This window comes from Halobacillus litoralis (genome assembly GCF_009856355.1).
GTDB classification, from domain to species: domain Bacteria; phylum Bacillota; class Bacilli; order Bacillales; family Halobacillaceae; genus Halobacillus; species Halobacillus litoralis_B.
The window spans coordinates 19298-32207 of record NZ_WMEW01000009.1 but is presented as its reverse complement, the minus strand read 5'-3'; the positions used below and the strand labels follow the sequence as shown (position 1 = coordinate 32207).

The window sequence follows — 12910 nt, the reverse complement described above, 5'->3', positions numbered from 1 at the left end:
AGCATGAACATTTTGAAATAATTGGGATTGGTTTATAGATAGCTCGATCTCTACCTGAGGGGAGGGAGAAGAAGTTGTTAAAGTCTGAGTCAGCCAATAGATTAATAAGGCTACTAGTCCTTTGGGGTATAGTAACTTTTGTATTGTTAAATGGTAAAGGTATTTCCTTAGATCATCCGGCTTTACTAATCATTACCATTGTTTTAGTGGTTTCAGGCACGATTTATCATTTGTATAAATTGTTACCAAATAAGGATTAGGGGTGCGCTTGTTCAATAGAGTACTTGCCTCATGTAGATAATGATAGACAAACGGAAGTATTGGGGGAGTTTAATGAAAAGAAAGTCAACCATGGTAGTTGCTATTGGTTCAGTTTCAGGCGGAGGAAAAACAACAATTGCTTCTTGCTTAGAAGACAGGCTGCCAAATAGTAAAACTATATATTTTGATGATTACGATTTTAACGGTCCTGAAGATACGATTAAATGGATAGACAATGGCTGTAATCCTGATGATTGGGACTTATCACCACTTATTAGAGATATAAATCAGCTGCTGACTGAATCTTTGAATTACATAATATTAGATTTTCCGTTTGCCTATTTACATAACAAAACAAGCAGGCTTATTGACCTTGCAGTGTTTATTGATACTCCATTGGATATTGCAATGGCACGTAGAATAAATAGAGATTTTAAAAGTGAATCTGCTAAAGATATAATATTGGATTTAGATAACTACTTAACTGTAGGCAGGCGTGGTTATCTTAATATGCTGGAAACGACAAAACCAAACTCTGATCTGATTGTAGACGGCGCACTACCTAAATCTGCAGTTGCTGGTATGATCACCCAAAAGATGATGAACATAAGATGAGATGAAATCAATCGTACGGGTCAATTAAGGGTAATCATAAAGCGATGTTAATATAACAGCTGTTTAATTCGTTGTGGTAGGTAACTATCGCGATAGGGGCTTTAGTCACAATGGACAAATATATATAAAGAGTACAAAGCGGAGGTCTTTTGAAAAGGAGCACGTTTTTAATCATACTAAGGTACGTTATTTGGGTATGGTAAGGAAATCAATGAACATTCTTTTGAAGGTGTCCCTAAGAAATGCTTGATATCGTTCAGAAGCAGGATAGCATACAAAAATACAAGGGGCCATAGTTGTTTTGCACTTTTAACCGTAGCTGCTTGGATATTCAAGGAAAAGAAGGTTTATCTATATGGAAGCGTACCCATCAGAAAGAAGGTACCCACTTATGTTATAAAAATTTTTTAATTGAACTTTATCCTGCAATGTAAGGAGCATGATCATTGAAGCTTGCACGGAATGTTATAACACCTTTATTGTCCTTTACAGGGGCATTCATAGTTTATATTCTATTACAAAGAGAATATATAAATATAAGAGAACTTGATTTTCTCCTAATATGGGGCGGCTTATTTTATGTCGTTGTGATTATTCCTTTCTTTTTTCTAATATGTCAATGGGTCACTGAGGAGACAAGTAAATTAACATTCCTCACACTCCCCTTCAGCTGCATCCTTGTAGCTGTTCTTATAGCACTTTTACTTTTGACATTTTCAGGCGGTACGCTGAATAACAATCCAGTTTCTATATATCTAAACAAAACTGCATTAATACTTTATCTTACATTCTCAGTTATGGGGCTGATTTTCGGTTTGCTTTATTCATTCATAAACGTTAAGAAGTGAGATCAGTTTTTTGAATCTAGTGAACTGGAATGATTGATTATTAAAAGATGTTATTTCGAAAGTAATTTTTAAAAAAGCAGGCTGTAGTTGAATAAGTCAAACATAAAAAAGAAACTTCTATAAAATTAGAAGTTCCTTTTTTTGGTAATAACAGTAGTAAACGTTAACAGAGCCATCTATTTAAAATAGAACTTTCCGGCCCGGATGGCTGTGCAGGACACATGTGCCCGCGTCAGGCTTCCACAGATAAGCGGAACGTGTCGGTCTGAACGAAATATAGGGAGTGTCCGCAGGGACGTTTGCAATACTATAAAGGCTCTCCTGTGGACGGCGGTTTTATGAGCATTTATTCTATCAATCTTTTCATCTTATTGTATGATGAAGAGAGAAGAAAAAGGAGGAAAGGCAATGGCATCCAGCAACCGTAACACATCCGGCCCGTGGGGACCTTTACTTTTTCTCCTTGCAGCGGCCGGTCTTATTTATCTCGTCGTCCAAGGGGCCGCCGGCGGCGGGGTAATGAGCAGTATCATCGAGGAAGAGACGGATCCGCTTTCAGACAGTGTCCGTCAGTATGAAGAGGAAGTAGAGAAATATGCAGCTGAAGAGGGGATAGAAGGCCTAACGGAGGTGCTGCTTGCCCTTATGATGCAGGAATCCGGCGGCCGCGGTGAGGATCCGATGCAGGCTTCCGAGTCCTACTGCGGGGAAGTCGGGTGTATCGAGGATCCTGAGGTATCGATCCGGCAGGGTGTGTCCTACTTTGCCACAACGTTGGAAAAGGCAGATGGAGACGTCAAGCTTGCCCTGCAGGCCTACAACTTCGGAGCCGGTTTCATCGATTATGTCATGAACCGGGGCGGCGAATATACACAGGAACTGGCCATTTCTTTTTCAGCAGAAAAATATGAAGAGTTGAAGGATACGGGGGAATACAGCTGTATCCGGGAAAAAGCGGAGCAGTATGATGCCTGTTACGGAGATATCTATTATGTAGATGCTGTTCTGGATTACTATGAAGAAGAAGGGGACGTATGATGAATGCTTTTACAGCGGTGACCTATGATGTCTGTCCGCACGAATCATTATGTGAAGCTATGAACCGTTATGAAATAGAAAAGGAAGAAGATATTGAAGCCGCTGCAGCCAGAGCGGCCGGGCAGGATGTGGCTCCTCTTGTCGAAGTCTACCAGACGCCGGCCGGAAAGGAAGACGTTCCGCTGCTTTATAAGACATATAGATTTGAAGCCTACACATGCCGCTGTGGAGAACCCCGGGACTGAAAACACATCCCTGGGGTTTTTTTGTATGGAATATGATTGAAAACATTCAATTATTTTGAAATAATAAACGAAGTTTCATAGAAAGGGTGACGGCGGATGAAGGCAGCCGGATTGAACCATCTTCTTTATTCAGTCTCCGATCTGGAGCGGTCGATCCATTTTTACCAGGATGTTTTCGGCGCGCGTCTGCTTGCGAAGAGGAGGACGACCGCTTACTTTGATCTTGCAGGGATATGGCTGGCCCTTAACGAAGAAAAGAATATACCGAGACCAGAACAGGCTTCCTACACGCATACCGCTTTTTCCATAAAGGAAGACGAACTTCCTTTCATGGTCTTGAAACTGGAGGAACGGGGTGTGAATATATTGAACGGCCGGGAACGGGAAGCCGGCGATCGTTCATCGATCTATTTTACAGATCCTGATGGGCATAAATTCGAGTTTCATACAGGAACCTTAGCTGACAGGCTGGATCATTATAAAAAGACAAAGCCGCATATGGAATTTTTTGATGACTGATCAGGAGGGACAGGATGGGATACAAAGGTTCATCCATTTATGATGAAAATGATTTTTTTGATGCTTTTTTACACCGGCGCAACCGACCTGAGAGTCCTAACAACGCGATGGAAAAGCCGGCTTTTCTATCGATGATTGGAGAGGTTCATGATCAGCGGGTGCTCGATCTCGGCTGTGGAGATGGCTCCTTTGGGCTGGACCTTTGCAGAGTCGGCTGCCGGCTGTATGAAGGAGTAGAAGGATCGACCAATATGCTTGCGTCCGCACAGGAAAACCTGAGAACCGTCCAGGCCCGTCTTCACCATGGGATGGTGGAAGATTTTAAGATGGGACGGGACGTGTATGATCTCATTACTTCAAGGATGGTGCTTCACTATATCGAAGAGCTTCCCGCTGTCTTCCAAAGCGTCTATCAAGGTCTGAAGCCGGGCGGCCGCTTTGTGTTCAGTGTCCAGCATCCGCTTCTGACATCGACTCCAGCGCCGTCTAACCAGCGTGGCGGGCGGTCGGACTGTGTGGTGGATAATTATTTCCATACAGGAGAGCGGAAGGAGCATTGGATTGATCATGAGGTCATTAAATACCACCGTCCTGTAGAAGACTACGTACAACAACTTCTGCAGGCAGGGTTCAGAATAACAGGAATGAAGGAAGGCTGCCCGGAGCCGGACGCTTTTCTTGAGAAGAAGGAATATGAACGGCGCATGAGAATTCCACTGTTTCTTATTTTAGGTGGTGAGAAGAAGTGAACATGATCGTTGTCCGACATGCAGAAGCCCGGCATACAGCGGATCCACCGGAAAGCCTGCAGCTCCGCCATCCTGTTTTAACTGAAAAAGGAAGGAAGCAGGCGGAAGAACTGCATCGAAGACTTCCTCTCAAGAGCGGGGACTTGGTCTTCATCAGTCCAACGGTCCGAACACTTGAAACGTTTCATCACTGGAATCAATCAGAGGTGGCGGAGGCGATGGTCACTCCTTGGGCAGGACCGCGGATTTTTCCTCAGAGGAAAGGATGTGAAACCCTCCCTTGTGACGAAATATTATCGATGGAAGAGGTCTCTGATTCCTCTCTTCAGGTGGATGAGCGGTGTGAGGCTGAATTATGGGAGCACGGCATCAATCTTATGCCGGATGAGGTATTCTTTGATCAAGGCCGGCAGTTTCTCACCCGGTGCCGAAAATGGAGAAAAGGGAGAGTGTTTTTGTTGTCCCATGATGGAACGATCACCTCATACAGGGAGATCCTGGAATCCCGTTCCCTTACAAGGAACGACTTTTTGTTGGATGCCGGCTGGGTACATGTGCATGGATAAGGAGAATCTGCATGCTGATCAAGTTAATCAAATGTAAAGTGAGTTCTGAAAAGAAAGAGGCTTTTTCAAAAGTTCAGGCTTTATGGAGCCGGCTCAGCGACATCCCCGGGTTTCTGGGGCAGGCCGGTGGCTGGAGCAAAAAGCACCCCTGCCGCGCCTTTATTCTTACCTTCTGGAAGGATCGTCACGTTTACGACAGCTTTATGAAGAACGACCATGAGGAGATATTTCAACAGTCAGGTCAGGCGCAGACGTATGAGAAGATGGATGTCCAATTGTATGAAACGCTCTATAACATCAAGGGCGCTGTACCTGCCGATATTTTAGAGGAGGGAGCCTTTCTGCGTCTGGCTTTCACTCGTGTGAAAAAGGAAAGCGTCCCTCGTTTTCTTGAGGGTCAGGAAAACATTTGGAATCCGGGGATGGCTTCATCCCTGGGAATGACCGGCGGATTTTTTGCCGGACATACAGAGAGTGAGTGCTGTTACCTTATTTTATCGAGCTGGGCGGATGAATCGTTTCACAGGCGTTATCAATCGGATGTGTTTCCGAAACTCCTGACTAACGCTAAACCTGGAAATCTTGTCTCCACCCTTACAGGAGACGGGTGTGTCATCGAGGAAAACTGGCGGGTGATGCCGGCTGTAATGGGGCGGCATTCCTGAATGGAGGAGAATGAGGATGACTGAAAGAAAAGGAAAAGTCGTAGGGTTTGAACTGAGCAGCCAGCAGCCGGAAAAAGCAGCGTCATTTTATAAAGACGTGTTCGGCTGGGAGGTGGAGGAGCCTTCCCAGGGGTACGCTCCTATATCGACCGGTCAGGAAAACGGTGTCTACGGCGGCATCTCAAAAGGGGGCGCAGATTTCCCGCACGGCGTCCGCATCCAAGTCGAAGTGGCCTCCATTGATGAAACGATTGCAGAGGCTGAGCAGAATGGGGCCCTCGTAGTAAAGGGGAAAATGGAATACGACGATTTCTACCTCGCCTATCTCGTCGACCCGACCGGCATCGGCTTCGGACTGATAGAAGTAAAGGAGCGCTCCTCATGAACCTGTATGCCCATTTATATCAGCAGGAGACAGAGTTGTTGACGTCTGGGGTGAGGTCTTCAAGAGAAGAACTCGATCAGCGGCTGGCTGATGACTTCCAGGAAATCTCCAGCACAGGGGCCGTCTTCGGAAAAGACCATGTACTCGAACGTCTGCCCCGCGAAGAGGACCGCGGGCTGACTTGTGAACAGTTTCAAGTGCAGCTGCTTGCCGAAGATGCCGCGCTGACCACCTTCCTGCTTCATATCAAAGAGACTGGGAAAACGTCATGGCGGAGCTCGATCTGGAAAAAGTATGGGGACACGTGGAAGATGGTCCACCATCAGGGGACTCCGACTCCGAAATAACTTCTGCACAGGACTCGTTCCTGTGCTTTTTTTGGTTATGGATGAAAATAGGACTCGACCAACGATGTTCGTGAGGAAGCCGATTTTTTCAGGGCACAGCCATGATTTCTGCAAGATCTCCATGTTATGGAAGATCTATCCATCCCCCCGGACTGTTGAAAGGGTTGATATCGGTTTGCGGAAAGCTTCATAAAGGGTAAAAGAATGATAGTTGAACATGGATGAAAGGAGATCATAGTTATGTTATTCCGCGGTATTCATCCTTCCGAGCCATCTAAAGCCTCCGTCGTCACAGTCATCATTGGGTTTTTTCTGATGGGTGCAGCGTTTTACGGCTTTATTGAGCTTGCGGAAGATGTAATGGAAGATGAAAAATTTGCGGTCGATCAGGCCGTATCCAATCTAACAGCAGCACTGTCCACCCCCGGTCTTGATCAGTTTATGGGAACAGTGACCGAACTTGGATCGGTCTGGTGGATCACGGTGGGTTCAGCTGTCACGCTCGTTTACCTGGCGTTCTTCTCAAAGACAAGCCGGTGGCTCTGGGTATTCTTTCTCGTGAATATGATCGGCATCAGTGCGTTAACGAAGGGCCTGAAACTGCTGTTTGAACGGCAGCGTCCGGAAGTGCTGGAGCAGTATGACGGTGTCGGCTATAGTTTTCCGAGCGGTCATTCATCCGGAGCGATGGCTTTTTATGGTTTTTTGATTTATCTGACCGTCATCAGCCCCCTTCATAAAAAATGGAAGTGGACGATCAATGGTCTTCTCACAGCGCTTATTATTCTCATTGCGGCGAGCCGTACCTTTATCGGGGTGCATTATTTCACTGATATCGCCGCAGGTATTGCGCTTGGTCTCGGATGGCTGCTGATTTGTATCGCTTCCCTGGAAATGATGATGTGGCGCCGTCGCAGAAACGATCAATCGTCTGAAAGACAAACGATGTCGTCCTGATGGAAACGTCCTGCTCTTCAAAGGAAGGGCGGGGCGTTTTTGTGTTTGCATCCCAAATCTTACCAACCGGGTGTTACAATGGATGGGACAGGAGGGAGACCGATGGGGAAATATGCCGATCAGCTGAAAGATGAACATTTCCATGAAAGGCTGAATCGATTACGAAATGAAGGGTACATCGATGATGAGACTTATACATATGTAAAAAAACAAGATCAACAATATAAGGAAGCCGTGGCTTTAAGAATCGAGCGTCAGGGAGCTTCCGCCCCCGTTAAAAACGAACGTCCGAAGCCTGCGGAACCGGTAAAGAAGGTGAAAAAGCAGAAGTCTCCGGAAGAGGTAAGGGAACGGAACATTACGTGGTCCTTGATTCTTGGAGTAGCCCTGCTTCTTATGACAGGGGTGATCATTGCGACGAGCCAATGGGATCAGCTGGGGCCCGGGGCGAAGCTCACGGCCATCATCGGAGTCTCGCTCTTCTTCTTTGCGCTCAGTTACGGGACGAAAAGGGTGCTAGGCATAGAGAAAACAGCTTTCGCTTTTTTGACACTCGGCAGTTTATTGATTCCGGTCGCCATTCTTGCCGCCGGTTATTTTGAACTGTTCGGCCGTTATTATTCGATAGATGGAGAGGGGCGTTACATCCTGGGGATGGCGGGGGCACTTATTCCGCTGCCATTGTATATCCGTCATGCCCTCGTCTACCGCTCGCGGCTGTATGTATGGATAGCATTGATTTTCATGAGCATGACCGCGGCCTTTACAGCCGGGGCGCTTCCTGTTGGGACAGACGGGTTTTACCTCATCGTGATGATGTACAACGCCGCTCTGCTGGGAGGATATATCCGTTTCAGAAAACAGAAGCGCTGGCAGCTGTTTACGAGAGAGCTGCCGGTATATACCCAGCTGCATCTCGTCTTATCGACCCTGTTTATGCTCTTCTTTTTTGAGGAGGAGGTTTTCTACAGCTTTAACCTGCTGCTTACAGCGGCCATGTATATGGCGATGGTGTTCGTCTACGGGACGAAGGAATATCAATTCGTCTTTTCCGCTATGCTCGCCTACGCTGTTTATCAGCTTGTCGAACATACCCCGCTGCAGCAGGTGGAAGAGGTGTTACTTCCCGCAGCAGGCCTGCTTTATTTAGGATTTGCCTATGCCGTGAAGCAGCAGGGCTTTGTCAAAAAGATGTTCCACTATACCAGTGGTGTCGTTTCTATTTGTGCTTTTATCTACATTACGTTCCAAAGTCTGCAGCTTCGGGCTGAACAGGATTCATGGCTGCTTCTGGCTGCGTATATCATCATCATGCTCAACTACCTGCTGCTTGCTGTTGTTTCCGGGCGCACCATTTTCATGTATCTGACCCCGGTTTTTTATATGATCAGTGCCGCTCAGCTCTGGTCCCTGATAGACGGTGGGCCGATGTATTTGTTCGTCTATTTTGCGGCTGCGGTTCTCTTTCTTGTCCCGGGTCTGTGGGGAAAAGGCCGCTGGATACAGCCGGTACAATTCAGCAGTTTCTTTATAAGCCTGCTTGCGATGGCGGCTTGTATCACGCTCGCTTGGACGATGGAGGCCTATGGCCACCTATCGCTGCAGTTTCTCGTGAGCTCAGCGCTTGCTGTCGCTGTCTACAAAAAGGGAGCCGAAGAGGACTGGCGCTGGACGGCCCAGTGGTTTCATCCCGCAGCCCTCTTGATTTCCATGATTCTCATTTACCAGCCGATGACGGATGGGATTCCGGGATACGGAGATGGTTTTGGCTATTCCTTTCATTTGGCATGTTCCGGGCTGCTTCTGTGTGCCGGTGCGGGTGCATGGCGGTTCATAAAGGAAAAACCGTTGGAGATCAAGACGTTTTACATCGGACAGGGCACCTACATCGCTGCGATGGCCCTGCTTCTATTCGACCCGCTCGTGGATCCCATATTCGTCCGGCCCCTGTTATTGTTCATCGGTTTATTCGTCACGTACGGTCTGACGGTCTATGGAAAAAAAGCTTCCCTTTGGATATTTCCTGCATTAACGACAGCGGGCTTCTACTTGTCGCTCATCAGCCCTCTTCCGCTGGCCGGGTTTGAGGAAGCCCTCATCTATAGTCTATTTGCCCCGGTTCTTCTGCTTGTCATCGCAGACAAAGGCAAAGCGCTCGGGCTGGGTCCGTCTTTTTACCGGCTCGCTCATGGGATGCTTCCAGTCATCATCGGACTGATATGGCTGACGACGCTTGGAACAGAAGGGGTCCATCCTCTGTTCTTCCTCGTGCCTCTCGGTGTGTACAGCTGGAGTGCCCGGCACGCAGAGCGGGAGTATGGACGGCGGTATATGCTCTATGCGGCTGCCTTCCTTGTCTATGTTTCGGTTTACACCCTTTCAGAGCAGTGGGGGCTTTGGACGGCGGTCCCGGGCGAATATGCGTTCATGATTACCACGGTCATTCTCGGAATCGTGTGGGCCGTTCTGTCTCCATCCTGGAGAAAACGACTGGACTGGTTTTTGATTCCATATTCCATTGTTGGTCTTGCTCTGGTGATGAGTCGCAGCGGTTCGACGGCTTCCTTTGAAATCGCACTGATGTGCGCATATGTGGTCATCACGCTTGTGTTGATTCACCTCCGCCGCTGGTGGTATGTTCTGTTCCTGCCGCTGCTTCTCACGCTTTTGATGTGGGAGAACATCGGACAGATGTGGGGCAGGGACGTATTGATTCCGGTTCTTGCTGCAGCAGCAGTGCTCGTGTACGTTGCAGGTTGGTACCTGTTCCGTTCCCTTATCCCTTCCAGACAGAAGGTGGATGCGTATGCGTTCACCGCTCTCGTGTATATCGGTTTTCTTACCATCTACACAACTGGCTTCGGGAATGTGTGGGTGGAAGGGCTTCCGCTTCTTCTTACAGGCGCGTGGATGATGGGATCCGCTTCCAGATGGAAACGGCCCTTGTTTGATAAGGTTTCCTACACGGTCGGAAGCGCCTGTTTTTACGGGGCTTATCTTTGGGTCCTTGCCGGTTACCGGGCCTACGTTCCTGATCTATTGGAAGCTGAACTGTATACTCTGCCGCTCCTGTTCGTCCTTTATTTGCTGCGGAAACGAACGTGGCACGAGTACAGGGGGATGATGAACCACGTGCAGTCCGCGCTCCTTCTTTTTATTGCGGCCTATCTGGTGAGCGATGCAATCCTCAGCCATACCATCTGGGATGCATGGATCATCGGGGGCTTATCTGTCCTGTCCATGCTGGCAGGTATGCAGCTGAAGATTAAATCCTACTTTTTTACAGGGATGGGTGTGTTGATTTTCAATGTCATCTATCAAACCAAGCCGTACTGGGGTCGGGCGCCGTGGTGGGTGTATCTACTGACCGCTGGGCTGTTATTGATTGGAACGGCCAGCTATAACGAATGGCAGAAACAGCAGTCCGGCAAAGAGAAACCAGTGGAGCGGAAGCTGAAGCAATGGTGGCTGTCTCTGAAGCAATGGGACTAGCGCCCTTATGAACCGGCTGACCATCAAGGGAAACCCGTCGTATGCTGGGGAAGAAGCTTCATACGACGGGTTTTCTGTGACCGCCCGGTTCGTACACATTCATCATCCGGCTTTCCTGCTGGAGGGACTCCGGGCAGATGTGGTCAGGTTTTTCGTCTGCAGGAGTCCTCCAAGGATGAGGAGCACGCCTAAGGTGGAAAACAGCCAGCCCCCGCCGAAATGGGACAGGAACAGGCCGCCTGCAAAAGGACCGGCCGACCGCGAGAAGTCCCAGTGCAGACCGAACAACGCGAAATACCTTCCTTTATGGGCTTCTGGAGCGATGGAGCTGATGAAGGTCTGCATCGGGTTGAGCGTCAAAATCGCCCCGAAACAAAACAGCAGCTGTGATACAATAAAGCCGAAGAAATGAGGCGAACATGCAAATCCGAAAGCAGCGGCTGTATAAAACAGCCACCCTGCCTGAATCACCCGGAGCCGCTGCCAACTCTCCGTCCAACGGACAAGCAGCACTTCAAAGCAGATAAAAGTGAGGGTACTGATCGTTTCCAAAACTGAAAATGTCCATAAGTAATGCTCAATCGTTTCTTTCAAATAGACCGGCCAGTTTGTTTCCATCTGAGCATGAAAGAGGCTGATGGGCAGCATGGCGCAGGCGAGGAATGTGAGATTTTTATAGGAGATGGTCCCTGGGTCCGATTTTTTTGTATGGCCGTCTGCCCGGGATTCCGGCAGCCACCGCCAGACAATGAAAGCATAGACAGCCGTCAGCGCAGCCATGAGGCCGAACAACAAAGGTGGGTGCCGGCTGAACAGGGCAGCTCCTGCGAACGGCCCGGCGAGGGCACCGATATTCGCCCCCGTCTGCAGCAGCGCAAACGTCTGCGTTTGTTTTTCCGGAGGGACGGTTTCTGAGATCTGCGCCCGGGCAGCGGGGATGTAGACAAACCGGCCGAGGCCATTGATAAAGGCACACACCGCGAACGCCCATACGTCCGCAGCCATGATAAATCCGATCATCGCGGTAAGCTGAAACAGGAGCGATCCGAGCAGGACCGGACGGCGGCCGAAACGATCAATCCATCCTCCCATCAACAGGGTGAAAAGAATTTCCGTCAAGGGCTGGATGCCGATGATCAGCGTGGCAAGAGCGAGGTTTTCCTCTAATCGGTCATACATATACAACGTTAAAAATGGAAGTAAAAGGATCGATACAAAAGAAATGAGCGCATGTCCGGCGGTTTGAATCATAATCGTCCGTGTATTCATAAAAAACCCCTTTCCTCATGACGTAGACTCATTGTAGAGGAAAGGAAGAAGGGCGGACGAAGCGGTGCTTGCGGTCTTTTCAGCAAATCTTGCTCAATAAAGGAAGATGCAGCATGGAGATGAGACTCGAGCTCGATCATACAGGAGTTTTACTTTTTGATTTACAGGACGGGGAGGCCGATGAGGTCCACCCACATGATCATTACCAGATCAGCATACCAATGTCCGGGAACATTACGGCCCGGCATAACGATAAGCATCAGCATCTGGAATCAGAAAAAGCATTGCTTGTCCCACCTGGTGATATTCATCAGCACGAAGCGTCTGGTGACAAAGGGATGATTATGCTGATCAGCTTTAACGAATTCATTGTCCAGCAGGTTATGGAGGAACGGACGGGGCAGCGTCCATCCCCCGTCGATTTTTCATCACTACAGGCTGTACCGGCTGAAGTGGTGAACGAAGCAGAGAAGCTTATGCAGGCGGCTGCTTTCCAAGGAATCGGCAGGGTCATCACCAACGAAGAAGCTTTTACAGAAACCATCCTCACCTATATGCAGGGTTCCCACTCCAGGATATGGGAGCAGGCAGCGGCCCATCATCGGATGACTGCGGAAGGAATCACGGCACAGGTGAAGGCCTTCATCAAAGAAAATTACCGGCAGAACCTGTCCCTCGATGCCATTGCTTCTCAGATGAACATGAGTAAATATCATCTGCACCGGACGTTCGTAAAACAGACCGGCATGACGCCGAGAGCGTTCATTCATGACGTTCGGCTTATGGAAGCAGCAGCCCGGCTGAAAGGGGAGGGCTGCGATGTCACGACGACGGCTTATGAAGTCGGGTACCAGTCGCTCAGCACCTTTTCCCGGGCGTTTAAGGCCCGGTACGGTATGACGGCCAAAGGGTACGCCGATCAGTATCGGTGAACGAGCCCGCTTTTTTCTCATT

14 protein-coding genes are annotated in these 12910 nt (G+C 48.6%); 13 read left to right on the top strand and 1 reads right to left on the bottom strand.

Annotation, left to right across the window (positions count from 1 at the left end):
• Window positions 1-333: 333 nt before the first annotated feature.
• The 12 genes from GLV97_RS13250 to GLV97_RS13195 all read left to right on the top strand — a co-directional run bounded on the left by GLV97_RS13250 (window position 334) and on the right by GLV97_RS13195 (window position 10687).
• Entirely contained in the window at window positions 334-876 is a 543-nt protein-coding gene (locus GLV97_RS13250; protein WP_160889844.1) for a hypothetical protein, read from the top strand.
• A 446-nt stretch (window positions 877-1322) separates the two neighbouring features.
• Window positions 1323-1724: a hypothetical protein gene (locus GLV97_RS13245; protein WP_160889843.1), complete on the top strand. Its 402-nt coding sequence runs from the start codon at window positions 1323-1325 to the stop codon at window positions 1722-1724.
• A gap of 408 nt (window positions 1725-2132) precedes the next feature.
• A complete protein-coding gene (locus tag GLV97_RS13240) occupies window positions 2133-2762 on the top strand; it encodes a lysozyme family protein (RefSeq protein ID WP_160889842.1) in 630 nt (209 codons plus the stop codon).
• Window positions 2762-3007, top strand: coding sequence for a hypothetical protein (locus GLV97_RS13235; RefSeq protein ID WP_160889841.1), 246 nt, complete (start codon window positions 2762-2764; stop codon window positions 3005-3007). The genes GLV97_RS13240 and GLV97_RS13235 overlap by 1 nt, the downstream gene beginning before the upstream one ends.
• Window positions 3008-3103: 96 nt before the next feature.
• Complete coding sequence (gene fosB, locus GLV97_RS13230) at window positions 3104-3526, top strand: metallothiol transferase FosB (protein WP_160889840.1); 423 nt, start codon at window positions 3104-3106, stop codon at window positions 3524-3526.
• A 14-nt stretch (window positions 3527-3540) separates the two neighbouring features.
• Window positions 3541-4275, top strand: coding sequence for a class I SAM-dependent DNA methyltransferase (locus GLV97_RS13225; RefSeq protein ID WP_160889839.1), 735 nt, complete (start codon window positions 3541-3543; stop codon window positions 4273-4275).
• 2 nt (window positions 4276-4277) lie between these two features.
• Window positions 4278-4841: a histidine phosphatase family protein gene (locus tag GLV97_RS13220; RefSeq protein ID WP_237418621.1), complete on the top strand. Its 564-nt coding sequence runs from the start codon at window positions 4278-4280 to the stop codon at window positions 4839-4841.
• A gap of 11 nt (window positions 4842-4852) precedes the next feature.
• Window positions 4853-5506: a YdbC family protein gene (locus GLV97_RS13215; RefSeq protein ID WP_160889837.1), complete on the top strand. Its 654-nt coding sequence runs from the start codon at window positions 4853-4855 to the stop codon at window positions 5504-5506.
• Between the two features lie 16 nt (window positions 5507-5522).
• Window positions 5523-5891: a VOC family protein gene (locus GLV97_RS13210; protein ID WP_160889836.1), complete on the top strand. Its 369-nt coding sequence runs from the start codon at window positions 5523-5525 to the stop codon at window positions 5889-5891.
• On the top strand, window positions 5888-6238 hold the full coding sequence (locus GLV97_RS13205) for a DUF4440 domain-containing protein (protein ID WP_160889835.1): 351 nt from the start codon (window positions 5888-5890) through the stop codon (window positions 6236-6238). Before GLV97_RS13210 ends, GLV97_RS13205 begins: the two co-directional genes overlap by 4 nt.
• 240 nt (window positions 6239-6478) lie before the next feature.
• On the top strand, window positions 6479-7195 hold the full coding sequence (locus GLV97_RS13200) for a phosphatase PAP2 family protein (protein WP_160889834.1): 717 nt from the start codon (window positions 6479-6481) through the stop codon (window positions 7193-7195).
• Window positions 7196-7297: 102 nt separating this feature from the next.
• Complete coding sequence (locus GLV97_RS13195; protein ID WP_160889833.1) at window positions 7298-10687, top strand: SCO7613 C-terminal domain-containing membrane protein; 3390 nt, start codon at window positions 7298-7300, stop codon at window positions 10685-10687.
• A gap of 102 nt (window positions 10688-10789) precedes the next feature.
• On the opposite strand, the gene GLV97_RS13190 is transcribed toward GLV97_RS13195, so the two are convergent.
• Window positions 10790-11956: an MDR family MFS transporter gene (locus tag GLV97_RS13190; RefSeq protein WP_160889832.1), complete on the bottom strand. Its 1167-nt coding sequence runs from the start codon at window positions 11954-11956 to the stop codon at window positions 10790-10792.
• Between the two features lie 113 nt (window positions 11957-12069).
• Between GLV97_RS13190 and GLV97_RS13185 the strand changes: the two genes are divergently transcribed.
• A complete protein-coding gene (locus tag GLV97_RS13185) occupies window positions 12070-12888 on the top strand; it encodes a helix-turn-helix transcriptional regulator (RefSeq protein WP_160835051.1) in 819 nt (272 codons plus the stop codon).
• Window positions 12889-12910 lie beyond the last annotated feature (22 nt).